This is a genomic window from Flavobacterium labens, from assembly GCF_048286755.1.
Classification (GTDB): Bacteria; Bacteroidota; Bacteroidia; order Flavobacteriales; family Flavobacteriaceae; genus Flavobacterium.
The window spans coordinates 1,163,338-1,189,644 of record NZ_JBLVPL010000001.1; the positions used below are offsets into that span (position 1 = coordinate 1,163,338).

Consider the following 26,307-nt stretch of genomic DNA (forward strand, 5'->3'; position numbering starts at 1 on the left):
GCAGCTGTTTTAATTTATTAATCAATTTTTTTACCCCAAACCGGAAGTCCGGCAGTGGTAAATCCTGAATAGGTGATGGTGACTTTTCTAGTGGCTCTTTCCCAATCCCAGGCATCGCTTACTTTACATTTTACACCGTTTACAGTTAGTGTTTTGTTTGTACTGTCATACGACCAGCTTCCTGTAGCGCCACCACTTACTTTTTTGTCGGCAGTTAGGTATATAGTTGCTGATTTTTGGATGACTTTGTATTGGTAATTCATGGTGATTTGTTCCCAAGTTCCTATGAATGAAGCATCGGAAAGTGTTGTTGCTGGTACTCCTGCATAGCGCTCCGGAGCGACTGCTGGCCAGCCATCTTCGGTCCATTGAATGGCGCGAACGTGACCCATCATGACAGCATTAGAAACGTTAATTCCGGGTACACCTTCTGGCAAACGGGCTTGTGATGCATAAAACCATTCTTTGGTTTCTGGATTTTGAAAGATAGAACAATGTGAAAATCCAACCCATCCTGTATGATTGTTAAAGGAATAAGGATGTGTTAGCATTGGCCAAGCATCGGCTCCATTGGTGACATCGGCTCCATTGATTCCTAAGTAAGGTCCCATAATGTTTTTGGAACGGGCAACACGAGTATTGTATGGTACATCAAGTCCGTCATAAGCCAAAAATAAGTAGTAGTAACCCGTGTTTTCGTTGTAAATAATCTCTGGTCCTTCTGAAGCTTGCCAACGGCTGGTTCTATTACGAGTAGCGATGCGAGTTCCATAGTCGCTCAATGTTTTTAATTGATCTGGTTTTCCAGTTATGGGATTTAATTTTAAAGCGGCAATACCAGAATGCCAAGAACCGTAGATTAAATAGTGTTCTCCTTGTGGAGTAATGGTAAAAGTAGGGTCGATGGCATTGAATTGAAAATACGCATTTTCCCAATTTCTAGCGCCTGTATAAGAATATGGTTTTGCACCATCTGGCTCGGAACAAACAACCATTCCTTTGTCTACCCAAACATTAGTCGCTAAATCATCGGATTCAGCCAGTCCAATAAAGGCTCTTTCTGACCATGAATAGGTGAAATCAGCACCTATAATTGGTTCGTCTACTACAATGCTGTAATACATTCTGTATTTAGTGCCTACTTTTTTGATGTAAGGTGCCCAATACCCATAACGTGGATTTGTAATAGCGGGCAAAGCAGGAACCATGCGGGCTCTTTTATTGTTCAAAGAATCTTTTACCCAAGCCGGAGCTTGCGTCATTGCTGCACCCATGTATTCCCAAGTTATTAAATCTTTAGAACGTCTGTATGGGAAATGGCCTTGGCCATCTGCAGCACCACCATAGGAAGCATCGGTTTGATACATATAATAATATTCGCCACACTTTTCAACAGAAGGATCATGTACGTTAGCCAAATTCCATTGAGAACGATTACTCCAAGAAGAAATAGGAGTGTAATTGTCCGGATACGTTGGTCCGGTAAAAGTACTCGGAGTTGGCGTAGGAACAGGAACGGGAGTTGGCGTTGGTGCAGGGTCTGAAGCTGGATCATCGCCAGAACAACTGCTAATGGAAACAGCAATTAAAAAAGGCGTCAGATACAAAACTAATGTTGAAAGGAATTTTGAATTTTTCATTATTATGTTTTTTTTATTTGGTTTCTAAAACCACTACAGAAAATGCAGGGATTGTAATTTCCAGTTTACCCTTTTTTGTTTCAAAACCTTTGAAAACGGCAGGTTTGATTTTTGAAGGATTATCAAATGTATTGTGGTCTTGTAATTTTGGTGATGCCAGAATAGTTCCGGTAACATTTTTAATTCCAAGTTCCTGCATATCAATTTCTATTTTGTGATCTTTTTTAGAATCGATATTTACTAATGAAATATGAATTAGTCCGTTTTTATCTTTGGATGCCGAAGCGGATAAAGCAGGAAGTGTTTCACCATTGTGTGTGTATGACGGAGAATTAATTGTCATTGGCAATAATTGTGCATCGTGATGTACGGTGTACATTTTCATAACGTGATACGTTGGCGTAAGCAACATTTTTTCATTCTCAGTTAAAATAACGGCTTGCAAAACATTTACGGTTTGAGCAAGGTTTGCCATTTTCACTCTTTTGGAATGATTGTTAAAAATATTTAATGTTGTACCTGCAATCATGGCATCTCTCATGGTGTTTTGTTGGTATAGAAATCCAGGATTTGTCCCTTCTTCTACATCATACCATCCACCCCATTCGTCAACAATAAGCGCCACTTTATTTTCTGGATCGTATTTATCCATAATGTCAGAATGTTTTGTCACTAATTCTTCCATTTTAAGTGCTGTTTGCATGGTTGCAAAATATTGTTCCTCGTTAAATTTAGTTGAAGACCCTTTCTTTTCCCATTTTACAAAAGAGTAGGAGTGAAGCGCAACGCCTTCAATTAAACTTTTAGGAATATCACGCATTAAAACTTCGGTCCAGTGGTAATCAGCAACATTTGCTCCTGAAGCAATTCTGAAAAGTTTATCGTTATTAGACCAATCGGTCATAAACGTAGCATATTGTTTGTATAGGTTAGCATAATATTCCGGAGTCATATTTCCACCACATCCCCACATTTCATTTCCTACGCCCCAAAAAGTAACACCCCATGGTTTTTCGCGATCATTCTTTTTTCTAAGCTCAGACATTGGACTACCGCTGTCGTGGTTTACATATTGTACCCATTGCTCAAGTTCCTGAACGGTTCCACTACCAACATTGCTGGCCAAGTATGGTTCTGTACCCAATACTTCACATAAATTTAAAAAATCGTGTGTTCCAAAACTATTGTCCTCAGTAGTTCCTCCCCACCAACGGTTTACAATACTTGGTCGGTCCTCTTTTGGTCCAATACCATCTTTCCAGTGGTAAGTGTCCGCAAAACAACCTCCAGGCCATCTTAAATTTGGTATTTTTAATTCTTTTAATGCAGTAATAATATCATTACGAACTCCTTTTGTATTCGGAATAGAACTGTTTTCACCAACAAAAAAACCACCATAGATGCATTTTCCTAAATGCTCAGCAAAATGCCCGTAGATGTGTTTGCTGATAGTTGGTCCATCATTACTATTTTTTAAAGTAAGTACTGTTGTTTCTTTTTGTGCAACAATAACTTGAGTACAAAAAGTAAAAATAAATAAGATTAATAGGATTTTTTTCATGTTGTTTTTAAGTTATAATATCATGTAGTAAGCTTTTAGTAAGCTTACTACATGATATTAAAATTCTAACTAAATCAAATAAGTATTAGTAACCACTGTTTTGAATTGTTCCTGGATTGTTATCCATTTCCAATTGTGGTATTGGGAAAAATTCTCTTCCTGCTGCATAGGAGTTGAATTCGACATCTCTTGTTTTCAACCAAGCTAATTTTGCAGGATCTTGTAACCATCCCCAACGACGAATATCATCAAAACGGTGTCCTTCTAACGGGAATTCTAAGAATCTTTCGTGTCCAATTTGCTCTCTCATTGCTGCTTGGCTTAGACCTGGTTTTGCTGTAGCTAAATTAGGTAAGCCAACTCTGCTTCTTACCATTTGAATATAAGTATAAGCACCCGGAGTATCACCAGTTTCATTTAAACATTCTGCATACATTAACAATACATCCGCATATCTCAATAAACGTTCGTTTATACCAGAACGCCAGTCAAATTCGTTTGCATAATTTCCATCAGAATTTTGGTATTTTCTGCAAAACAAGTCATTCAAATCTCCTGGATTACCTGCGTAAAAAGTAGCGAAGTTTTGTCCGTAAAGTTGCATTCCACCTGGTTTGTTATAGAACATAGTTGCATCTAAACGTGGGTCAGTTGTGTTTGCAGTAGTTTTTTCATCATGGTATTCATTAAATAATGTCCTTGTTGGCTGTACGTCTGTCCATCCAAAAGCTCTTGGTCCGTAAGTAATAGCTCTAGCAGATGTTTTTCCCCATCCAGAAGCCGGAGCACCACCCCAACCTAAATCAACTCCACCAGCATCTCTGCTGAATTGTACTTCAAACAACGATTCGGTATTGTTTTCGTTTGTGTCAGTAAAGTTATCACGGTAATTAGCGACTAAAGAATAAACACCTAAATCGATAACTTGTTTGAATGCAATTTTAGCATTTGGAAAATCTTTGGTAAACAAGTACGCTTTCCCTAAATATCCTAAAGCTGCTCCTTTAGTGGCACGCCCTTTTTGACCTGCATCTATACCAGAAATATTATTATAAGAAACCGGAAGTAACTCTGCGGCAGCTTTAAAATCGGCAATAACTTGTGCCCAACCTTCTTGGTTTGTTTTTTGTGGATAGAAAGCGGCAATTTCAGTAGGAAGAGGTACGTTTTGAAACATGTTTACAGCATGAAATAAATACAATCCTCTTAAGAAATATGCCTGACCAAGAATTCTATTTTTAAGCGCGGTATCAGCGATGTTTATATTTGGTACGTTTGTAAGTACTTGATTGGCGCGGTAAATACCTTGATAATATGTTTCGTAAGCCCAGCCATAAATGGCAGAATTTGAAACATTTGAGTTGAAACGACCTACATTGTACATTGCATCCCATGGACTGTTACTTCTGGTATCATCTCCTTTTAAGTCTAACAATAAAGGAGTACTTCGCATATAAGTTCCATCGGTAAGCAAGCTACCATAAGCTGCATTTACCCCTTTTATAGCATCTTCATCTGTTTTCCAGAAAGAATCTGCTGCGTCATTATTAGGGTCAAGTTGAATTAAATCTTCATCGTTGACACAACTTGTTGTTATCACTGCCAGTGATAAGAAACCAGCCAGATAATTAAATATTTTATATTTCATTTTGATTCGTTTTTAATTGGTTTGCTAATTTTAAAAATTCACTTCAAGTCCTAAAGAAACGGTTCTAGGATTAGGGAAAGAACCTCCGTCATATCCTCTTGAGAAGGATCCGTCGTTGCTATTAAAATCAGGATCGCTTCCTCTATATTTACTAATAATTAATAGGTTTTGCCCGTTTACAAACAATTTTGCTTTTTGAATAAAACTTGTAGCCGGAACTGGAATTTCATATCCAATTTCCATAGTTTGCAGTTTTATGTAATCTCCATCTTCGATGAATCTGTTAGAATCTCTTCCGTTTGCATTTGGGTCACCAATAATTGGACGAGGAATATCAGTATTTGTATTTGTAGGTGTCCAGTAATTAAGCATATCAGTGCTGTGGTTACCATATTGTCCCGACATTAAATTACGGTATATGCTATTGAAAACTTTGTTTCCTCCGGCACCTTGCCAAAACATAGAGATATCCCAGTTTTTGTAAGAACCGCTAAGGTTCATTCCGTAACTGTATTTTGGAATTGTAACCCCTTGAAAGGTTCTGTCAAGATCACTAATCATTCCATCTCCATTGATGTCTTTGAATCTAATATCTCCAACTCCTGCATTAGTTTGCGTTGGAGCAGCAGCAAGTTCTGCAGCGTTTTGGAAAATCCCATCGGTTTCATAAGCATAAATTTCACCCATAGAGCGGCCAACTTCTGTTTTTGAAGCAGCACCATAGATTGGATTTCCGTTGATACCAATTTGCAATACTTCATTTTTCAATGTTCCTAAATTAGCAGATATGCTGTATTTGAATGCATTGTTATTGTTGTTGTAGGATGCAGAAAATTCAAATCCTTTGTTTCTCATTGCACCGGCATTTGTTGTAATACTTGCAGGGAAAGCACCTGTAGAAAAAGGTAATGGAACACCCACTAATAAATTAGATGAGTTTTTTACAAAATACTCTGCCGTAAACTGTAAAGCATTATTAAACATTCCAAGCTCAAGAGCTACATCGGTTGTTTTATTATCTTCCCATCTTACATTAGGGTCTAATGAAGCTACAACAGTTGTACCCGGAGCCAATTCGTTGTTGAAATTGTAACCTGCAAAACTATTGATTGTTGTGGCAAAGAAATAGGCAGGAATTGTGTTGTTTCCTAATTTACCATAACTACCTCTAAGTTTGATTGTGTTTACCCATTCCGGTAAGTGAATGAATTTTTCGTTGCTCAATTTCCAAGCTCCTGAGAAAGAGTACGCATTGGTAGTGTTATAATTTTCACTAAAAAGAGACGATTTGTCTTGTCTAAAGTTGGCTTGAAACAAATAACGATCATCAAAAGAGTAATTGATACGGCTTATGTATGAAGCTCCTGTAATAGCAGTCTCAGACTCGCCAGTGCTGTTATCATCAGCATATTGTAATTTGCTAATTTCTCCAAAATCATATCCTACACCTCTTGACCAGTGATTGTAATAGTCTTTTCTTTCCTGTACCCAACCAGCCAATGCATCAAATCGATGTTTATTAATTTCTAATGAGTAAGTTAGTAGGTTGTTAAGGAACGTTTTAGTCTCATTACCAGTTGATACATCTAGAGATGCTTCTTCTTTTGTAGTAATATAATACCATCCTAAGTCACTTTGCGGAACAAATTTTCTGTTTACGTAATCTAACCTATCAAAACTGGCGTCTAATTTATATTTTAAACCTTTTACGATTTCATATTCTCCCCAAATGTTACCAATGAAACGGTTTCTTTTTCCGTTGTTAGTGATTAAATTATTAAATCCAATAACGTTAAGTGAGATTGCTCTTTGAGTTAAATTATCAGTACCTCCGTATCCGCCTAATCTGTTTTCATCATAAACCGGCATCGTAGGAATAGCGCCTAACAAAGCTGCGATAGCAGTTTCGCCCACATAACTGTTAAAGTTTTCTTTGTCAGATTGTGTGAATCCTATTTTAGTACCGTATTTAAATTTTCCTTTTTTACCATTCAAATTTAAATTCATAGATAGTCTTTCATAATCTTGAGGAGATTTGATATAACTTGTGTTTTTGAAATAGTCCATATTCATATTATAGGCTAGATCTTCAGTACCACCATTAAACGCTAACGAGTGATTTTCTATAATTCCAGTTTCATAAGCGGCATCTTGCCAATTTGTATTTACATCACTAATGTAACTACTATTGTTAGGATCATTTCCTGGAGCAACACTTAATCCAGCATTTAATTCTGCTGCACTGGTTATGTTTTGATACCCCAATCTATCCGTTACATCCCAAGTTTTAGCTACGTTTTGAAAACCAACAAGAGATTTATATTTGATGTTCAGTTTTCCTGCTTTTCCTTTTTTGGTGGTAATGATTACAACACCATTCGCACCACGAACTCCATAAATTGCAGCCGAAGAAGCATCTTTAAGCACTTGCATGGATTCGATATCTCCCGGAGCAAAATCAAACGGAGAATCTACAATCATTCCGTCTATTACAAAAAGCGGATTGTTATTGCTAAAAGAGTTAAGACCTCTAATTTTAATGTTTACAAATCCACCCGGTTCTCCAGAAGATTGTACGGTTACACCTGCAACTTGTCCTTGCAGCATTTTTGCAGCATCATAGGTTACTGTTTTTTTAGCAGATTCCATATTGACAACACCAACAGATCCAGAAAGGTCTGATTTTCTTTGTGTTCCGTATCCAATAACAACAACTTCGTCAAGAGCAGTAAGGTCGTCTTTTAGAGCGATGTTAATTTGTGTTTTAGTACCCACTGCAATTTCTTGACTTGCATAACTTATATAAGAAAATATAAGGATATCACTTGGTGCAGCTTTTATAGAATATTGTCCATCAAGATCAGTTGTAGTTACTGTATTAGTTCCTTTGATTAAAATATTTACCCCTGGCGCAGGCATTTTGTCTTTTGCTGAGGTAACAATTCCGGTTACAATTTGAGTGTTTTGAGCTGAAACATTAATAGTTGCCATTAGCATAACTATTATTGCAAGAAGCCATTCTTTTTTTGGTAATAAAAAATTACAATAAAGAAATAATCGGTGGTTTGTTTTCATTCGGTTATTATTTAGGTTAATTATAAGTGTGTGTTTTACATTTGTAAATTTAATTAAAAAAAAAGCATAAAAACAAATTAATATGATAAAAAAAAGAGTAAAAAAAAATGCATATTTTAAATTAAGTGTAAAATCAATATTTTAAAATTATGTTTTTGTAAAAAAAGCATCTGTTTTTAAGGTTAATTTGTGTAAAATTTACACTTTATGTGAAAAAACAAACATTTCTACAAAAAATTGCCAATGAAAATTATTTTATAAAACAGCTGAATAATTGCCTTTTAGATTAGTTTTAATTTGGAAATCAGAGTCGTATTGTAAATAAAACCTTCATTTTGGCGTATTGTTTTTTGTAAAAAGCTATTTTTTTTTGTCAATAAATCGCGGTTATTTATCGCAATCGATTGAAATACAAGAAAAATAAATAATTTAATCGCTTAGTTTGGAGTTCTGTTATTACCAAATTCATGAAACTACTCTTTATGAAAATCAAAATCTGATTGATAATCTTCAGCGGTTTATTAAACGAAAAAAAAATCATTTTATAGGGTTTTAGCAGACTAAGTGTAAAATCAACATTAATAAATTATGAAACGTTTAGAGAAGTTTATATATTTACAATAAAAAACACATTATGTTAAATAGTTATAGTTCTGCTGATAAAGTTTTACTGGCAGTGGATTGTATCATTTTTGGTTTTGACAGCGAAGGATTAAAAATACTTTTGATTAAAAGAGATTTTGAACCTGAAAAAGGCAAATGGTCTTTAATAGGTGGATTTCTTAAAAAAGATGAAGTATTGGATAGTGCTGCCATCAGAATATTGGATTCTTATACTGGTCTTCAGGATATTTACATGGAGCAGTTGCATGCTTATAGTGAGATTGATCGTGACCCTGTAGAAAGAACTATTTCGGTTGCTTATTTTGCATTAATCAATATTGAAAACCACAATGCAGAATTGATTCAGAACTATCATGCACAATGGTTTAGCGTTGCCAATGCTCCAAAATTGATTTTTGACCACGACACCATGTTAAGACATGCCATAAGAAGATTGCGTTACAGAACGTCCATCAAACCTGTTGGATTTGAACTTTTGCCGGAGAAATTTACTATGCGTCAACTGTTGGAATTATACGAAGCGATTCTTAGTAAAGAATTGGATAAAAGAAACTTCATCAGCAAAATAAACTCATTGGATATTTTGATAAAACTCGAAGAGAAAGATATGATGTCATCCAGAAAAGGATCTTATCTTTATACCTTTGACAAAGAAAAATACGATGCAAAACTCTTGAATGATTTTGTTTTAAACTTATAAATCATTCATTGTAATCATAAACTAAAAAAGGAAGTCTCGTAAATGAGGCTTCCTTTTTTTATAATCATGAAAAAACTATTCTTTAATTCTTTGACTGACTACAATTTCAATGATTTTCAGAATAGTTTTATAAATGCGAACTACTCTTAAAATGGCAAAGTGTAGCCCAAATAAAAATTATAGTCTAACTGTTTCCTTTATTATAATCTGCCAAGAAAGTTGCCAAACCGCTATCCGTAAGCGGATGTTTTAATAAACCTTCAATAGCGCTCAATGGTCCTGTTATGACATCTGCGCCAATTTTAGCACAATTCAAAATATGCATGACGTGACGAACAGATGCCGCCAAAATTTGTGTTTCGTATCCGTAATTATCGTAAATCAGCTTGATTTCGGCAATTAATGCCATTCCATCTGTAGAAATATCATCTAATCTCCCTATGAAAGGCGATACATAAGTGGCACCGGCTTTGGCAGCAAGTAAGGCTTGTCCAGCTGAAAATACCAAGGTACAATTGGTTTTTATCCCTTTATTCGAAAAGTATTTTATGGCTTTTATTCCGTCTTTAATCATTGGAATTTTCACGACGATTTGAGGATGTAAAGCAGCCAGTTTTTCACCTTCGGCAACCATTCCTGCAAAATCTGTCGAAATTACTTCGGCACTTACATCACCCTCAACTAGTTCGCATATTTTCACATAATGAGCAATAATATTGTCTGCACCGGTAATTCCTTCTTTCGCCATAAGCGAAGGATTTGTGGTTACACCGTCCAGAATTCCTAAATCATTAGCTTCTTTTATGTCTTTTAAATTTGCTGTATCTATAAAAAATTTCATGTCTTTATTTATTTAAATGTTTATTTATTTTCTTCAATGTAGTTTAGGATTTCTGTGCAAACGCTTTCACTTGTAAATCCAAATTTTTGATCCAATACACTTGCTGGTGCGGAATATCCAAAATGCACCAATCCAATTATTTTTCCGCTGTCGCCAATTAAGCCTTCTAAGTTTACCGGAAGTCCGGCGGTAAGACCGAAAACTAATTTTCCTTTTGGAATAATGCTTTCCTGATACGCTTTTGGTTGTGATTTGAATAATCCTTCTGATATTATTGAAGCTACGTTTATGTTTAGATTTTTTTCTTTTTCTAAAATATTAGCCGCTTCCAAAAGTGTGGCCACTTCTGATCCATTTGCGATTAATGTGATGTCAGGATTTGGTGTAGATTTAACCAAATAACCTCCTTTTTTAGCTTCGGTTGCTTCTTCATATCTTGAAGTTCCCGTTGCTGGAATGTCCTTGATGTTTTGTCTCGAAAGAATCAAAGCTGTTGGGGTAGTGGTGTTTTTCAAAGCCATATCCCAAGCCACTGAAGTTTCAATCGCATCAGCAGGGCGGAGTGCTAACAAGCTTTGGTTTCCAGAATGGTTTTTTATTTTTTCCAACAAACGCATTTGTGCTTCCTGCTCGATAGGTTGGTGGGTTGGTCCGTCTTCGCCCACTCGGAAAGAATCGTGTGTCAACACATATTTTACCGGTAATTCCTGAATTGCTGCTAATCGAATGGCAGGTTTCATGTAATCCGAGAATACAAAAAAGGTAGCTACTACTGGGACAACACCTCCGTGAAGGGCAATTCCGTTAGCGATTGAAGTCATGGTTAATTCGGCAACACCCGCTTGCAAAAAGGCCCCGCTGAAATCATTTTTTTGTAAAACGGAAGATTTTTTTAAGAAACCATCCGTCTTGTCACTGTTAGATAAATCTGCCGAAGAAACAATCATGTTTTCCATGTGTTCTGCCAAGTAAGCTAATACTGCTGATGAAGCATCTCTTGTCGCGGCATTTGCTTTTTGGACAACATTACTTAAATCCAGTTCTGGAAGTTTTCCTGATAGAAAGGAATCCATTTTTTGAGCCAGTTGTGGATTTTCTTTTTTCCAAGTGGCTACATGATGCTTTTTGTACGCAGCATCTTCAGATTTTTTGGCTTTTATTTTATCATAATGCGTTGCCACATCTTCATAAATAGCAAAAGGATTTTCAGGATTTGCTCCAAGGTTTAGTAAGGTTTTTACATAATCTGCTTTCGTGTCCCCAATAGGTTTTCCGTGCAGTTCACATTCGCCTTCATACATATCGCCATTAGCGGTAACGCAACCTTTTCCCATAATAGTTTTTCCAATTATTAAGGTTGGTTTTTCTGATTCTTCATTGGCCTCGTTCAATGCTTTTCTGATTTGCTCATGGTCGTGTCCATCAATAGTGATGACTTTCCAACCCCAAGCTTCGTATTTCATAGCTGTATTTTCCGAAGTTACTTCATCTGTCATAGACGAAAGCTGTACATCATTTGAATCATAAAACATGATGAAATTGTTCAAGCCTAAATGTCCTGCGATTCTACCTGCACCTTGTGAAATTTCCTCCTGAACACCACCATCAGTAATGAAACCATATATTTTGTGATTGAAAACACCTTTGAATCTGGCATCTAGAAATTTCGCTGCGATAGCTGCACCTACTCCCATTGCATGTCCTTGTCCCAAAGGTCCTGAAGTATTTTCTATTCCTCTAAGCACATCTACTTCTGGATGACCAGGAGTTAAGGAACCCCATTGTCTAAAACTTTGTAAATCTTCTTTTTTGTAATTTCCCAATAAGTAATATTGCGAATACATCAATGCAGACAGGTGTCCTGCATCCATGAAGAAACGGTCTCTGAATGACCAATCCATTTCTGTTGGATCAAATTTTAAGTACTCAGTATATAAAATGTGCAAAAAATCTGCACCTCCCATAGCGCCTCCCGGATGGCCTGAATTCGCTTTTTCTACCATCGAAATAGCTAATGCTCTAATATTGTCAGCAGCTAAATTGTCAATTTTTTTATTCATGTTTAAATTATAAAAATTAAGTATGTCTTGAATGTTTTACTAATGATTCTTTTAGTATTGTTGTACTAAAGTTTCTATTATCAGTAGCAAATTTTTATTTTTTTTTATAAAAATTAGGGCGTAAAAAATTTCTTCTGGCTAAATGCCAAAATCGGTGTTGTGAAAAATAAAGTTTTACGTTAAGGCCGATAGTTAGTAATTAACTACTTGTTTTTTAGTGGCTGTGTGTAAAAAATAATAATAAGTGTAAAAAATACATTTACAAATGTAAACAAATTTTTTTTACAAAAACAAATAATTTTTTTTTCACGCTATTTTAAAATATGAATCGCATTTTTTTTGCCAATAAAAAATGGCAATACTAATTTTTTTAAAATAGTATTGCCATATGAAGAATGAATTGCTACAATGAATTTCTAATTATCAAGGTACATTTGTTTTCTATTTGTTCTTTTTTGCCTTTTAAAATCATCTGGGCTAAAATTTTTCCCATCGCTTCAAAATTTGTGGAGATGGTCGTTATTCCGTTTTCAACTACTTTTTTCAAAGGTGTTTCATTATACGAAATAATCCCGAAATCCTCTCCTAATTGTAAATTTTGAAGCTTTGATTTTTCAATTACACGTACTAAATCCCTGTCACTTGGAATAATGTAAACTTCACCTTTGTTAATCTTCCGATTTTTAAACTCAGTAATGATTTCATAATCGAAAGAAAAGTCTTTGCAAAAATTCTCGAACCCAATTTTCATTCCCAGTGGTTCTCTAAACCCAGGAAAAATCATAATCATTTTTTCATATTTATCTAGTTTGGACTTTCCTTCCAGCAATCGGTCATAGATGTCTTTTACGAAGTTTTGATACACTGCTGGGAACGATTTTAGATCTGGATTGGTTTGATCTAATATGTAAACATCATTAACTGGTAGGGTTTTTATAATTGATGCCGCCTCGACTAAATTAGTAGGCATGATAATATATTTGGTGTAGTTTCCATTACTGTCATTTATTAGTTTTTGAAAGACTTGAATATTAAAATGATGGAAGAAAATGTCAACCTGAACGTCATCTCCGATGGTCTCCAAGAATGAATTGTAGATGTCTTCTTTGAAAATATTTAATTCATCAAAAAGTAAAAATATCCTTTGTTTTATGGTAATAGCGATACTTTTTACATAATATCCTTTTCCGGGAATGGCATATATAATCCCTCTTTTTTTTAATTCATCATAGGCCAATAAAACAGTATCACGAGATAATGAAAATTCTAAACAGACTTTATTTACTGAGGGAAGTCTATCTCCTTTTATTAATTTCCCTTCTTCAATTCCCTTCTCGACTGTAATGATAATCTGTTTGTATTTAGGAACTCCAAGATTGTTTTGGATCGAAATAATTTTCATAAATGAGTGAATTTTTTTGCAAGATACAAAAACCGGTAGGTACTGGTATGTATTATATGATAATTATTTTACTTTTGGTTTTCATATTTAACAAATAAACCATGAAAATAAAACACATATCACATTTTAAAGCTAATTCTGCTGTGGAATTATTTGGTTTTACATCGGATGGTGAAGAGGTTTCCCTTTATGAGTTAACTAATAAAAATGGAATGCAACTTAAAGTTACCAATTATGGTGCAACTATTACCTCATTGAAAATGCCACTGAAAAACGGTGAAATTGTAGATGTCGTATTGGGTTTTGATACTTTAGAAGCTTACATTAAATCATTCGATCTGGAAAGTGCGCCATACTTTGGAGCAACCATAGGAAGATTTGCAGGAAGAATAAACGACAGTGAATTTGCATTGAACGGTAAACCAATTCATTTAAAAAAGAATCATAAGAATCATTCTTTGCATGGAGGGAATAGCGGTTTTAGTCAAAAAATTTGGAGAGTTAAGAATGTAAATAATGGTAAAAATCCTTCTATAACGTTAGCTTATTTTAGTCCTGATCAAGAAGAAAATTTTCCGGGGGATTTAACCGTCGAATTGACATATACATTGTCTGATGCTAATGAATTAATGATAAATTACACTGCATCAACAACAGAAGATACAGTTGTGAATTTAACGCATCACAGTTATTTTAATCTTGATGGTCACAAATCCAATGTTTCTGAACAAGAAATAATGGTCAATTCGCATAGATTGTTAGAAACTAACAGCGAAAACATTCCAACTGGAAGGTTTTTGAACGTAGCAAATTGTCCATTTGATTTTACGACGCCTAGAAAATGTCCTGTGAAAATTGACAATACCTTTATTTTGAATAAAGAAAATGAATTTGCTGCTTCACTTTTCAATAAGAAAAATAATTTAAAAATGTCAGTTTATACTAATCAACCTGGTGTTCATATTTATGTTGGGGGTAATTGTTTTAATGCTCTAAAAGGAAAAGAAAATGCGGATTATCATCCTTTGAGCGGTATTTGTTTTGAGACTCAAAATTTTCCAAATGCGCCTAATTACAACCATTTTCCAAATTCAGTTTTGAAAAAAGATGAATTGTATTATCACAAAACCATTTATAAATTCCAATCCTTTTAAGATGAAAAATTTCAAAACCATATTGTCGTTGTCACTGTCTTTTTTGTTTTTAACGTCCTGTACTTCTCAAACGAATGTGGATCAGACGTCAATTCCAACAGTTGCTACTTTTGCCAAAGGAGCCGATATAGGATGGTTGCCGCAAATGGAAGCTACAGGATATAAATTTTATGACACAGACGGTAAGCAAAAAGACTGTTTACAGCTTCTAAAAGACAGAGGAATCAATACCATTCGTCTTCGGGTTTGGGTGAATCCGTCTAATGATAAAGCCAGTGGACATTGCAGTCCTGCCGAAACCGTAACCATGGCGGTTCGTGCCAAAAATTTAGGAATGCGCATCATGATTGATTTTCATTACAGTGATTCATGGGCTGATCCGGGGAAACAAACTAAACCGGCTGCGTGGGTAAATCATACTTTTTTAGAATTACAAAACGATGTTTATATTCATACTTTTGAAGTGTTAAATATGTTGAAAGCAGCAGGAGTTACACCAGAATGGGTACAAGTCGGTAATGAAATTCCGGGCGGAATGTTATGGCCTGATGGAAAATCTTCAAATTTTAGTCAACTCGCAAAGTTATTAAACAAAGGGTACGATGCTGTTAAAGCGGTAGATACCAAGATTAAAGTAATTGTTCATGTTGATGAAGGAAATAACAACGCAAAATTCAGATGGTTTTTTGATAATGCCAAAGCAAATGCGGTGAAATATGACGTAATTGGAATGTCGTATTATCCGTATTGGATAAAAAGTGATTATAAAGTAACTATCACAGATCTAGCCAATAATTTGAATGATATGGCTTCCAGATACGATAAAGAAGTCATGGTGGTAGAAGTTGGTGGTGAATATGACAAAGCGCAAAATACCTATGAAATGTTATCAGCAACAATCAAAGCGGTCGAAGCTGTACCAAATAACAAAGGATTGGGTGTGATTTATTGGGAACCACAGGGAGAAAAAAGTTGGAGTGGTTATTCGCTGAGCGCTTGGCAGTCTAACGGAAAACCATCAATGGCGCTAGACGCATTCAAAAAATAAATTGGAGTAATAAAATTTAAAAAAAGGTTTGAAAATGAAGAAAGTAATACACGTTCTGTTTGTATGTTTCACTTTTACGCAAATGGCTTTGTCTCAAACACGAGAGGTTAAAGTGTTAGATACCAATTGGAAGTTTCAAAAAGGCGATTTTGAAGAGGCTTCTAAAGTAAATTTTAATGATTCAAAATGGGAATCTGTGACCGTTCCGCATGACTGGGCAATTTACGGGCCTTTTGATAAAAATGTCGATATTCAAAAGGTAGCTATTGTTCAAAACGGGGAAAATGTAGCTACCGAAAAAACAGGGCGGACAGGTGCTTTGCCCCATATTGGAACTGCTTGGTACCGCAATATATTTATCTTACCTAAAGATTTAAAAGGGAAAAAAATAATTCTGCTTTTTGAAGGGGCGATGAGCGAACCTCAAGTGTATTTGAACGGAAAAAAAGTGGGTGAATGGGCGTATGGCTATAGTTATTTTTATTTTGATGTTTCCCAATTTATACAAGAAGGAGCCAATACATTGTCAGTAAAACTAACCAATAAAGAATTTGCTTCCCGCTGGTACCCTGGTGCAGGGTTATATCGAAATGTAAGCGTTATTGTAAAAAATAACGAGAGTATTGACCAATGGGGACAGTTTGTAACGACACCTTTTATCACTGAAGAACTGGCTAAAGTCAACATTAAAACTAAAGTCTCTGGCGAAAATACACGTTTAGTTACCACTATTTTTGATGCCGAAGGTCACAAACTAAGTTCAGAGGAGTCGACTTTGCAATTTGGAAAAGAATTTGATCAAAATATAAAAGTAGAAAAACCAAAATTGTGGAGTCCAGAAACCCCTTATTTGTATAAAGCGGTTTCCCAATTGTATGTAGGAAAAGAACTGAAAGATGAAATTTCAACCCGTTTTGGAATTCGAGAAATAAAATACGAGGCCAATAAAGGCTTTAGTCTTAATGGAAAGAGTACCAAATTTAAAGGAGTTTGTTTACATCACGATCTTGGCCCTCTTGGAGTTGCGGTAAATAAAGCCGCGTTGCGCAGACAAATGAAGATATTAAAAGACATGGGTTGCAATGCGATTCGTAGTTCGCACAATATGCCTTCTTTTGAGCAGCTTGAATTGGCGGATGAAATGGGATTTCTATTTTTGGCGGAGAGTTTTGATGAATGGGTTCTGCCAAAAGTAGAAAATGGATATCATCGTTTTTTTGAGGATTATGCCGAAAAAGACATCGTAAATTTAGTTCAGGCAACAAGAAATCATCCATCTATTGTGATGTGGAGTTCTGGAAATGAAGTGCCGGATCAATGGGGTGAAGAAGGAGTGAAACGCGCCAAATGGTTGCAGGAATTATTTCATAGAGAAGACCCAACACGTCCGGTAACAGTTGGTATGGATCAGGTAAAAGCAACTATTGAATCTGGTTTTGGTGCTTTGCTTGATATTCCGGGGCTGAATTATCGGGTGCATTTATACGATGAAGCCTATAAAAAATTCCCGCAAGGGTTTATTTTAGGTTCAGAAACCGCTTCAACGGTTAGTTCCAGAGGGATTTATAAATTCCCTGTGGTTCAAGAAAAAAATAAACAATATCAAGATTTTCAGTCTTCTTCTTATGATTTGGAAGCCTGCAGCTGGTCTAATGTGCCTGATGAAGATTTTGTGCTTCAAGATGATAAACCATGGGTAATTGGCGAGTTTGTTTGGACGGGTTTTGATTATTTAGGAGAACCTACGCCTTATGATGAAAGCTGGCCGTCACGAAGTTCTTATTTTGGAATTAACGATTTAGCCGGTTTACCTAAAGACCGTTATTATTTATACCGAAGCCGTTGGAATACAAAGGAATCTACGCTACATATCTTACCACATTGGAACTGGGAAGGCCGTGAAGGAGAAACAACTCCCGTTTTTGTATACACGAGCTACAATAGCGCTGAGCTTTTTATCAATGGTAAAAGCATGGGAGTGCAGACAAAAAACAAAAACACTCCCCAAAATCGCTACCGCCTGATGTGGATGGATGTGAAATATGAGCCCGGAACAGTAAAAGTGGTGGCTTTTGATGACAATGGAAAAGCTGTTGCTGAAGAAGAAGTGCGTACTGCCGGAAAGCCTTATCAAATTGTTTTAGACGCGGACAGGAAAACAATCACTGCCGATGGCCAGGATATATCTTTTGTAACCGTATCTGTAGTGGATAAAAATGGAATTCCTTGCCCTACGGCAACGAATCAGTTAAAATTTAAGGTTTCAGGGGCAGGGACTTACAGAGCTGCCTGCAATGGCGATGCCACTTCACTCGAAATGTTTCATAAAGATACCATGAAACTTTTTAGCGGAAAGTTGGTAGTCCTCGTAAAATCTACTACAACTGCGGGTGATATAAAGCTTGAAGTAAATGGTGCTGGGCTTAAGGGCGGTAAATTGACTTTGGCAGCTGCCAAATAAATAAAAATCTTAAAAAGAAAATAGTTGTTCAGGTATTAAGTACGGCTTTAAAAGCGAATACTTTAACAATTTCAAAATAATAGTAATTTAAAGAAAATGAACGATTCATTAATTAAAAAAACGACAGCTTTCTTTGAAGAAAGTTTTGGTTTAGCACCAAAAAAAATAGTGCTGTCTCCGGGAAGAATTAATATTATTGGAGAACATATCGACTACAATGACGGTTATGTTTTACCTGCAGCAATTGACAAAATCATTTGTTTTGCTTTCGAAAAAAGTAATTCCAATACCTCGAAAATTATTGCGATTGACCTTGATGAATCGTTTGAAATCGACGTTACTGAATCAATGGAATTAACCGATAATGTCTGGACGAATTACATCCGAGGTGTTATCAATCAATTGAAAATTAAAGGTTTTAAATTTGATGGATTCAACTGTGTATTCAGCAGTAATATTCCTGTGGGTTCTGGTTTGTCTTCTTCGGCGGCATTGGAATGTGGCTTTTTATTTGGAATCAACGAACTTTTTGATTTGAAAATTAAACCCGTGGATATTGCCTTAATGGGGCAAAGTGCGGAGCATTGGGTAGGAATCAATTGTGGGATAATGGATCAGTTTTCGAGTGTTATGGGTTTAGAAAATAAAGTCATAAAAATTGATTGCAAGACATTGGAATATGAATATCATAATGCTGATTTTAATGATTATTCTCTGATTTTATTCGATTCGAATGTAAAACATTCCTTAATGACATCGGCTTATAATGAGAGAAGGCAGCAATGTGAAGAAGGTATTGCGATTATAAAAAGTAATTTTCCTGAGATAACTAGTTTTAGAGATTGTAACGAACAACATGTTTTAGGGTTACGAAATGCAATGAGTGCAAATGTTTTCAAAAGGTGTCTTTTTGTTGTAAAAGAGATTAATCGGGTAAAACTTGCCTGTGAAGCATTAGACAATGGAAAGATTGAAGTTTTAGGGAAATTAATGTTCGAAACGCACGAGGGCTTGTCTAAAGATTATGAAGTAAGTTGTGCCGAGCTAGATATGATTGTGGATACGCTCAAAAAGGAAGAAGCCGCAGTAGGTTCCCGATTAATGGGTGGTGGTTTTGGAGGTTGCACCATTAACCTGATTAAAAAAGGGAACGAAGAACGAATTAAACAGCAGCTTTCTGCACTTTACTTAGAGACTTTTGGGATAGAATTAAAAATTTACGATGTTAAAATCGGAAACGGAACATCACTTTATAATAATAATTAGGATGAAAAATTTTGATATTAATGAAGATCCGCACAGACGCTATAATCCGCTAATTAACGAATGGGTTTTGGTTTCTCCACATCGTTCAAAACGTCCTTGGCAAGGACAAAATGAAACAGTAACTTCGGAAGCATTGCCGGAATATGATCCAACGTGTTACTTGTGTCCGGGAAATGTTCGAGCGAATGGAATGGTGAATCCAGATTATGAAAATTCTTTTGTTTTTGAAAATGATTTTGCCGCTTTAAAGCAAGAAGAAATTGCTTTTGAAGAAAATATAAATGAGACTTTTTTTAAAGCAAAACCAGAAAGAGGAATTTCTAGAGTAGTTTGCTTTTCGCCAAAACACAATTTGACATTGCCTGAAATGCCGGCAGATGCCATTGAAAACATCATTCATACTTGGCAAAAAGAATACACAGATTTAGGGAATGTAGATTATATTAACCATGTACAGATTTTCGAAAATAAGGGAAGCGTTATGGGTTGCAGTAATCCGCATCCACATGGACAAATATGGGCGCAATCGTCTTTGCCAACCGAAGTGGAGAAAACACAAAATAACTTGAAAGCCTATTTTGACAAACATAACAGAACGCTTTTACAGGATTATGTAAAGGAAGAAATGAAACTGGACGAGCGCATTGTTGTTGAGAACGATCATTTTGTGGCATTGGTTCCTTTTTGGGCAATTTGGCCGTATGAAACGATGATTGTCAGCAAACGAAATGTGAGTAAAATAACTGATTTCACAGAAACGGAAGTAACTGATTTTGCTGTTATTTTAAAACAATTGACAACCAAATATGATAATCTTTTTGAAACGTCATTTCCGTATTCATCAGGAATTCATCAATCACCTACAGATGGAGAATTGCATCCAGAATGGCATTTCCACATGCATTTTTATCCACCATTGTTGCGTTCTGCAACCGTAAAGAAATTTATGGTAGGGTATGAAATGATGGGCGAATCACAAAGAGACATCACGCCAGAGAAAAGTGCTGCCGTTTTAAGAGAACAGTCGAACGTACATTACAAAAACAAGTTATGAAAATAGTTGTTACCGGAGGTTTAGGATTTATTGGTTCGCATACCGTAGTGGAATTGCAGAACGAGAATTTTGAAGTAGTTGTTATTGATAATTTGTCTAATTCTTCCATTGATGTTTTGGATGGGATAGAGCGAATTACAGGTAAAAAACCACTTTTTGAACAAATAGATTTAAGAGATAAAGCAGCTGTTAAAGCTTTCTTTCAGAAGCATCATGATGTGGCTGGATTGATTCATTTTGCAGCCTCAAAAGCAGTTGGCGAAAGCGTGAAAGAGCCTTTGCTATATTATGAAAACAATATTGCTTCACTGGTTTATATTCTGCAGGAATTACAAAAAAAACCGGAAGCTAATTTTATTTTCAGTTCTTCTTGTACCGTTTATGGTCAAGCCGAAGTGATGCCCATTGCTGAAACGACACCAATTCAGCCTGCGATGTCTCCTTATGGAAATACCAAACAAATTTGCGAAGAAATCATTACCGATGTTGCTAAAGTAAGTAATATTAACGCTATTCTGTTGCGTTATTTTAATCCAATTGGGGCGCATCCATCAGTAGAAATTGGGGAATTGCCTACGGGTGTACCACAGAATTTGGTTCCTTTTATCACTCAAACAGGAATGGGTTTACGTGCTTCATTATCCGTTTATGGGAATGATTATCCCACGGTTGATGGAACCTGCGTTCGCGATTATATACACGTAGTTGATTTGGCGAAAGCCCATGTTATAGCTTTGCAAAGATTAGTGAACAAAAAGAATTCAGATAAATTAGAAATCTTCAATCTGGGAACTGGAACCGGAAGTTCAGTGCTGGAGGTAATTAGCGCTTTCGAGAAAGTTAGCGGACAAAAATTACCTTATACCATTGTTCCGAGAAGAGAAGGCGATGTGACTTCGGTTTATGCCAATACGGATAAAGCCAATAGAGTTCTTGGTTGGAAAACACAATCAACACTTGAAGAAGCGATTGCCAGTGCTTGGAAATGGGAGCAGAAGGTTAGAAAGAGCCGTTAAAAATTTAGGGAATCAGTTTTAGTTATGAAATCAGTTTGAAAGTGAGCTGTAGATGTTAGATTAAGGTCTCTTTTTTTAAGATTTAACTGATACAATAATTATAAATGTAAAAAATACATTTATAAATGATGAAAATAAATATTTTTATTTTACTTTTGACTTTCATAATTCATAAAAAAATAATAAAATTAAAATACATATCACATTTTATAATCAATTCTATAATGGAATTGTATGGTTTTAAGCCAAGTTAAGTGTGATTTGTTTAAAAAAATAGTATAATTACACTCATAAACAATATATAATACAAGACAACAATTTCATTCATTTCTATTAACTTCTAAAAAACAAATTACTCATGAACCAGAACCTTGCTTTTGCTGATTACGCAGTATTTATTATCTATTTTATCGTGGTATCCACTTACGGATATACCGTTTATCGCAAACGTGAGAAAAACGAACATGATGCCAAAGCTTATTTCCTTGCTGAGGGAACATTGACATGGTGGGCTATTGGGGCTTCTTTGATTGCTTCAAATATTTCAGCTGAACAGTTTATTGGAATGAGTGGGGAAGGATTCTTTTTAGGAATAGCAGTTGCCGCTTATGAGTGGATTGCCGCTATTGCATTGATTATTGTAGCCGTTTGGTTTATTCCTGTTTATTTGAAGAACAAGATTTATACCATGCCTCAATTTTTAAAAACAAGGTATAATGAATCAACTGCTTTAATTATGGCCGTTTTCTGGTTGTTCTTATATGTATTTGTAAATCTTACTTCTATTTTATATTTAGGTGCTGTTGCTATTAATGGATTAGCCGGTGGTGAATATTTACACGCGATTATGATTGGGCTTGCTGTTTTTGCTTTAGTTATCTCTTTAGGAGGAATGAAAGTAGTGGCGTATACGGATGTAATTCAGGTAGCTGTTTTAATTATCGGTGGATTGGTTACGTCATACATTGCTTTGACTACAGTTGGACAGTATTTTGGTGTTGGAGAAAATGCTATTGCAGGTTTCAAGGTATTAATGAGAGAAGCTCCCGAGCATTTCAAAATGATTATCCCGGAACCAACTGCAACTTCTTCTCAGAATGATATTAATAAGTATCTTACTTTTCCGGGAATGATGTCTTACTTGGCGGGTATCTGGATTATTAATCTTAACTATTGGGGTTGTAACCAATACATTACCCAGAGAGCTTTGGGTGCCGATTTACAAACTGCCCGTACCGGTATTTTATTTGCTGGTATATTGAAATTATTAATGCCACTTATTGTTATGTTACCAGGTATTGCTGCTTATGTTTTATATGAAAATGGACATTTACCTCAATTAGTTGGAGGAAAAGACGGTGCTTATTCTGCGGTATTAACCTTCTTGCCAACTGGTTTGAAAGGGTTGTCTGTGGCTGCTTTAACGGCTGCTATTGTTGCTTCTTTGGCTGGAAAAGTCAATAGTATTTCTACTATTTATACCTTAGATGTGCATAAAAAATACATTCAAAAAGATGCAAGTGACAGAAGCCAGGTAAATATTGGAAGATATGCTGTTTTTGCAGCGATGCTTCTTGCTGTTTTGTTTACTTGGAATGATATATTAGGAATTGGTGGTGTAGGTGGATTTACTTATATCCAAAAATATACAGGTTTTATTAGTCCTGGAGTTTTTGCTATGTTTTTCCTTGGTATGTTCTGGAAAAGAACTACTGGTACTGCTGCAATAATAGGGGTAATTTCCGGGTTCTTATTGTCGGTTTTGTTTAATGAATTTGCACCGGCATTATTTGGAACAGAAACATTACTTTATACGGCTTACACCAATGGAAAAGGCGGATATGAAATACCATTCCACATCTGTATGGGATTGTCATTTATGTTTACCATGCTTATCATGATTGCAGTGAGTTTTGCTGGACCAAAAGTGAATCCAAAAGCTTTTGAATTAGATTCTGAAATGTTTAAGGTAAAACCACAAACAACAGTATTAATCGTGATTACATTATTGATTATTTTTGCTTTGTACGCTAAGTTCTGGTAGTATTATAACGACTAATTTCAGTATACAAGAATAACATCATCGTCGTTTAGTTAAGCTCAGTTGGGAATCCCAAATAAACTTAACTAAACGGCATTTGATTTTATATACATTTGTAGTAAGTAGCAATAGAATTTATAAAAGAATCTCTGAATCATTTAAAGTAAATAAAGCTCGGTGAGACAATTTAAATAACAGAAGAAGCGCGTATTAATCTTCTGATTTTGGATGTTTATGTGATCGGTAGCTTTGTTTCGTGATATTTTAACAAGATGATTGAAACAATATTATTTGTTGTTTTTTAGCGAATACTAGACACAAAAAAAGCTTCCATTAATTCCGGAAGCTTTTTTTGTATTTTGATAGGTGCTTTATTAGTCTCTGATAACCAATGCATCTTGTTTCCAAGTTTTTACAGAAGCAATTCTGCTATTAGAATAGTCTACTTCGTTTAAATTTTTACCATTCCAAAAAAGCCATTTTCCAGCTTTTTCTCCATTTTCATAATTAGCAACAGATAATCTGTTACCATTAGTATCATATGAAGTCCAAACTCCGTCTAGTTTTCCGTTTTTGAAGAAACCTTCTTGTTGTACTTTTCCATTTTCAAAGTAGTAAGTTGTTTTTACTAATTCACCTACAGCTTCTAATTTTGGATCATTCTCTTGAGCAAATGCTATTCCTGTGAAGATTAATGCAGTTAAGATTATATATTTTTTCATGGCGTTTGGGTTTTTAAATTCATATTAGCTTAACAAATATATAAAACATTTTACAATAAAAAAACTTTAAGTTAACAATTTAGTAACATTGGAGTAAAATTTAACATTGGGAATAAAATTTTCAGTAAAAATCTAACACTAAAAAATGGTATTTCTCAATTCATTATTCATAATTAGTCCTAAATTTGCACTCGAGCCTAAAGGGCAAAACAATCTAAAATTAGAATAATGTATAGAAGTCATAACTGTGGCGAGTTGAACGCCTCACATATTAATACAGAAGTTACACTTGCGGGATGGGTTCAAAAGTCGCGTGATAAGGGATTTATGAACTGGGTTGATTTACGAGATCGTTATGGGATTACGCAATTGATTTTCGACGAAGGCCGTTCAGAAAAATCAGTTTTTGAATTGGCTAAAACTCTTGGTCGTGAATTTGTGATTCAGGTAAAAGGAACTGTTATTGAGCGTGAAGCTAAAAATAAAAATATATCAACTGGTGAGATTGAAATTTTAGTTACTCAACTTACTATTCTTAACGCATCTCTTACGCCTCCTTTTACAATTGAAGATGAAACGGATGGTGGAGAAGACATCAGAATGAAATACCGTTACCTGGACATCCGAAGAAATCCGGTGAAAAACAGTTTGATGTTTCGTCATAAAGTAGCGATGGAAGTTCGTAAATACCTTTCAGATTTAGACTTTTGTGAAGTAGAAACTCCGTATTTGATTAAATCCACTCCAGAAGGAGCCAGAGATTTTGTTGTGCCTTCTCGAATGAATGAAGGGCAGTTTTATGCATTACCACAATCACCACAAACTTTCAAGCAATTATTGATGGTAGGTGGAATGGATAAATATTTCCAAATTGTGAAATGTTTCCGTGACGAAGATTTACGCGCAGATAGACAACCGGAATTTACACAAATCGATTGCGAAATGGCTTTTGTGGAGCAAGAAGATATTTTGAATGTTTTTGAAGGATTGACAAGGCATTTATTAAAAGAAATAAAAGGTATTGAAGTAGAAAAATTTCCAAGAATTACCTATGAATATGCCATGAAAACATACGGGAATGACAAACCGGACATCCGTTTCGGAATGGAGTTTGGGGAATTAAACGAAGTAACACAACACAAAGAATTTCCAGTTTTTAATGCTGCCGAATTGGTGGTAGGAATTGCAGTTCCAGGAGTTGGAAGCTATACTCGTAAGGAAATTGATGGATTAATTGACTGGGTGAAGCGTCCTCAAGTAGGTGCCTCAGGAATGGTGTATGTAAAATGCAATGAAGACGGAACTTATAAATCATCGGTAGATAAATTCTACGACCAAGACGATTTAACCCAATGGGCAAAAATTACCGGTGCAAAAGCAGGAGACATGATTTTTGTGCTTTCTGGTCCAGCCGATAAAACTCGTGGACAATTAAGTGCATTGCGTATGGAATTAGCAACACGATTAGGGTTGAGGAACCCAGCTGAATTCGCGCCGCTTTGGGTAGTTGATTTTCCATTATTGGAATTCGATGAAGAAAGTGGTCGTTATCATGCGATGCATCACCCTTTTACATCTCCTAAGCCGGAAGATATGCACTTATTGGAAACGAATCCAGGAAAAGTTCGTGCTAATGCGTATGATATGGTTTTGAATGGAAATGAAATTGGAGGCGGGTCGATTCGTATTCACGATAAAGCGACACAACAATTGATGTTTAAATATTTAGGTTTCACCGAAGAAGAGGCGAAGGCTCAATTCGGATTCTTAATGGATGCTTTCCAGTTTGGTGCGCCACCACACGGAGGTTTGGCTTTTGGATTGGATAGATTAGTGGCAATTCTTGGTGGTCAGGAAACAATTCGCGACTTTATTGCTTTTCCAAAAAATAATTCTGGAAGAGATGTCATGATTGATGCTCCGTCCTCTATTGATGATTCACAATTAAAAGAGTTGCATATTAAATTGGCGTAGTTGTACATTGTCGTTTAAAT

17 protein-coding genes are annotated in these 26,307 nt (G+C 35.5%); 9 read left to right on the top strand and 8 right to left on the bottom strand.

Features of this window, described 5'->3' with window-relative positions:
* Nucleotides 1–17: 17 nt before the first annotated feature.
* The 4 genes from ACNQF8_RS05085 to ACNQF8_RS05100 all read right to left on the bottom strand — a co-directional run bounded on the left by ACNQF8_RS05085 (nucleotide 18) and on the right by ACNQF8_RS05100 (nucleotide 7,924).
* Entirely contained in the window at nucleotides 18–1,640 is a 1,623-nt protein-coding gene (locus tag ACNQF8_RS05085; protein ID WP_417952994.1) for an arabinan endo-1,5-alpha-L-arabinosidase, read from the bottom strand.
* A gap of 13 nt (nucleotides 1,641–1,653) precedes the next feature.
* Entirely contained in the window at nucleotides 1,654–3,201 is a 1,548-nt protein-coding gene (locus ACNQF8_RS05090) for an alpha-N-arabinofuranosidase (protein WP_417952995.1), read from the bottom strand.
* Nucleotides 3,202–3,286: 85 nt separating this feature from the next.
* A complete protein-coding gene (locus tag ACNQF8_RS05095) occupies nucleotides 3,287–4,849 on the bottom strand; it encodes a RagB/SusD family nutrient uptake outer membrane protein (protein ID WP_417952996.1) in 1,563 nt (520 codons plus the stop codon).
* Nucleotides 4,850–4,879: 30 nt separating this feature from the next.
* On the bottom strand, nucleotides 4,880–7,924 hold the full coding sequence (locus ACNQF8_RS05100; RefSeq protein ID WP_417951063.1) for a SusC/RagA family TonB-linked outer membrane protein: 3,045 nt from the start codon (nucleotides 7,922–7,924) through the stop codon (nucleotides 4,880–4,882).
* Between the two features lie 634 nt (nucleotides 7,925–8,558).
* Here ACNQF8_RS05100 and ACNQF8_RS05105 point away from each other — a divergent pair.
* Nucleotides 8,559–9,248, top strand: coding sequence for an NUDIX hydrolase (locus ACNQF8_RS05105; RefSeq protein WP_282713485.1), 690 nt, complete (start codon nucleotides 8,559–8,561; stop codon nucleotides 9,246–9,248).
* A 184-nt stretch (nucleotides 9,249–9,432) separates the two neighbouring features.
* Here ACNQF8_RS05105 and fsa read toward each other — a convergent pair whose 3' ends face one another.
* The 3 genes from fsa to ACNQF8_RS05120 all read right to left on the bottom strand — a co-directional run bounded on the left by fsa (nucleotide 9,433) and on the right by ACNQF8_RS05120 (nucleotide 13,551).
* Nucleotides 9,433–10,089 (bottom strand): fructose-6-phosphate aldolase, encoded by a 657-nt coding sequence (fsa, locus tag ACNQF8_RS05110; protein ID WP_417951064.1) that lies wholly within the window; start codon nucleotides 10,087–10,089, stop codon nucleotides 9,433–9,435.
* A 20-nt stretch (nucleotides 10,090–10,109) separates the two neighbouring features.
* Nucleotides 10,110–12,149 (bottom strand): transketolase family protein, encoded by a 2,040-nt coding sequence (locus ACNQF8_RS05115; RefSeq protein ID WP_417951065.1) that lies wholly within the window; start codon nucleotides 12,147–12,149, stop codon nucleotides 10,110–10,112.
* A 403-nt stretch (nucleotides 12,150–12,552) separates the two neighbouring features.
* Nucleotides 12,553–13,551, bottom strand: a complete 999-nt coding sequence (locus ACNQF8_RS05120; RefSeq protein ID WP_417952997.1) for a GntR family transcriptional regulator — start codon at nucleotides 13,549–13,551, stop codon at nucleotides 12,553–12,555.
* Nucleotides 13,552–13,652: 101 nt separating this feature from the next.
* Here ACNQF8_RS05120 and ACNQF8_RS05125 point away from each other — a divergent pair, with 101 nt between their 5' ends.
* The 7 genes from ACNQF8_RS05125 to ACNQF8_RS05155 all read left to right on the top strand — a co-directional run bounded on the left by ACNQF8_RS05125 (nucleotide 13,653) and on the right by ACNQF8_RS05155 (nucleotide 23,594).
* Entirely contained in the window at nucleotides 13,653–14,705 is a 1,053-nt protein-coding gene (locus ACNQF8_RS05125; protein WP_417951067.1) for an aldose epimerase family protein, read from the top strand.
* A 1-nt stretch (nucleotide 14,706) separates the two neighbouring features.
* A complete protein-coding gene (locus tag ACNQF8_RS05130) occupies nucleotides 14,707–15,753 on the top strand; it encodes a glycoside hydrolase family 53 protein (RefSeq protein ID WP_417951068.1) in 1,047 nt (348 codons plus the stop codon).
* Nucleotides 15,754–15,787: 34 nt separating this feature from the next.
* Entirely contained in the window at nucleotides 15,788–18,214 is a 2,427-nt protein-coding gene (locus ACNQF8_RS05135; protein WP_417952998.1) for a glycoside hydrolase family 2 TIM barrel-domain containing protein, read from the top strand.
* Nucleotides 18,215–18,310: 96 nt separating this feature from the next.
* Entirely contained in the window at nucleotides 18,311–19,480 is a 1,170-nt protein-coding gene (gene galK / locus ACNQF8_RS05140) for a galactokinase (RefSeq protein ID WP_417951070.1), read from the top strand.
* Between the two features lies 1 nt (nucleotide 19,481).
* Nucleotides 19,482–20,534 carry a UDP-glucose--hexose-1-phosphate uridylyltransferase gene (locus ACNQF8_RS05145; RefSeq protein ID WP_417951071.1) on the top strand — a complete coding sequence of 351 codons (1,053 nt, stop codon included), beginning with the start codon at nucleotides 19,482–19,484 and terminating at the stop codon, nucleotides 20,532–20,534.
* Nucleotides 20,531–21,550: a UDP-glucose 4-epimerase GalE gene (gene galE / locus ACNQF8_RS05150; protein ID WP_417951072.1), complete on the top strand. Its 1,020-nt coding sequence runs from the start codon at nucleotides 20,531–20,533 to the stop codon at nucleotides 21,548–21,550. The genes ACNQF8_RS05145 and galE overlap by 4 nt, the downstream gene beginning before the upstream one ends.
* Before the next feature lie 358 nt (nucleotides 21,551–21,908).
* On the top strand, nucleotides 21,909–23,594 hold the full coding sequence (locus ACNQF8_RS05155; RefSeq protein WP_315205197.1) for a sodium/sugar symporter: 1,686 nt from the start codon (nucleotides 21,909–21,911) through the stop codon (nucleotides 23,592–23,594).
* 371 nt (nucleotides 23,595–23,965) lie between these two features.
* Here ACNQF8_RS05155 and ACNQF8_RS05160 read toward each other — a convergent pair whose 3' ends face one another.
* Nucleotides 23,966–24,313, bottom strand: a complete 348-nt coding sequence (locus ACNQF8_RS05160) for a toxin-antitoxin system YwqK family antitoxin (RefSeq protein ID WP_315205195.1) — start codon at nucleotides 24,311–24,313, stop codon at nucleotides 23,966–23,968.
* 228 nt (nucleotides 24,314–24,541) lie between these two features.
* Between ACNQF8_RS05160 and aspS the strand changes: the two genes are divergently transcribed.
* On the top strand, nucleotides 24,542–26,287 hold the full coding sequence (aspS, locus tag ACNQF8_RS05165; RefSeq protein WP_417952999.1) for an aspartate--tRNA ligase: 1,746 nt from the start codon (nucleotides 24,542–24,544) through the stop codon (nucleotides 26,285–26,287).
* The last annotated feature ends 20 nt before the right edge of the window (nucleotides 26,288–26,307 follow it).

Excerpts from the sequence above, each read along its gene's own strand:
- ACNQF8_RS05085 (WP_417952994.1), bottom strand. The coding sequence starts at position 1,640 with ATGAAAAATTCAAAATTCCTTTCAACATTAGTTTTGTATCTGACGCCT.
- ACNQF8_RS05090 (WP_417952995.1), bottom strand. The coding sequence starts at position 3,201 with ATGAAAAAAATCCTATTAATCTTATTTATTTTTACTTTTTGTACTCAA.
- ACNQF8_RS05095 (WP_417952996.1), bottom strand. The coding sequence starts at position 4,849 with ATGAAATATAAAATATTTAATTATCTGGCTGGTTTCTTATCACTGGCA.
- ACNQF8_RS05100 (WP_417951063.1), bottom strand. The coding sequence starts at position 7,924 with ATGAAAACAAACCACCGATTATTTCTTTATTGTAATTTTTTATTACCA.
- ACNQF8_RS05105 (WP_282713485.1), top strand. The coding sequence starts at position 8,559 with ATGTTAAATAGTTATAGTTCTGCTGATAAAGTTTTACTGGCAGTGGAT.
- fsa (WP_417951064.1), bottom strand. The coding sequence starts at position 10,089 with ATGAAATTTTTTATAGATACAGCAAATTTAAAAGACATAAAAGAAGCT.
- ACNQF8_RS05115 (WP_417951065.1), bottom strand. The coding sequence starts at position 12,149 with ATGAATAAAAAAATTGACAATTTAGCTGCTGACAATATTAGAGCATTA.
- ACNQF8_RS05120 (WP_417952997.1), bottom strand. The coding sequence starts at position 13,551 with ATGAAAATTATTTCGATCCAAAACAATCTTGGAGTTCCTAAATACAAA.
- ACNQF8_RS05125 (WP_417951067.1), top strand. The coding sequence starts at position 13,653 with ATGAAAATAAAACACATATCACATTTTAAAGCTAATTCTGCTGTGGAA.
- ACNQF8_RS05130 (WP_417951068.1), top strand. The coding sequence starts at position 14,707 with ATGAAAAATTTCAAAACCATATTGTCGTTGTCACTGTCTTTTTTGTTT.
- ACNQF8_RS05135 (WP_417952998.1), top strand. The coding sequence starts at position 15,788 with ATGAAGAAAGTAATACACGTTCTGTTTGTATGTTTCACTTTTACGCAA.
- galK (WP_417951070.1), top strand. The coding sequence starts at position 18,311 with ATGAACGATTCATTAATTAAAAAAACGACAGCTTTCTTTGAAGAAAGT.
- ACNQF8_RS05145 (WP_417951071.1), top strand. The coding sequence starts at position 19,482 with ATGAAAAATTTTGATATTAATGAAGATCCGCACAGACGCTATAATCCG.
- galE (WP_417951072.1), top strand. The coding sequence starts at position 20,531 with ATGAAAATAGTTGTTACCGGAGGTTTAGGATTTATTGGTTCGCATACC.
- ACNQF8_RS05155 (WP_315205197.1), top strand. The coding sequence starts at position 21,909 with ATGAACCAGAACCTTGCTTTTGCTGATTACGCAGTATTTATTATCTAT.
- ACNQF8_RS05160 (WP_315205195.1), bottom strand. The coding sequence starts at position 24,313 with ATGAAAAAATATATAATCTTAACTGCATTAATCTTCACAGGAATAGCA.
- aspS (WP_417952999.1), top strand. The coding sequence starts at position 24,542 with ATGTATAGAAGTCATAACTGTGGCGAGTTGAACGCCTCACATATTAAT.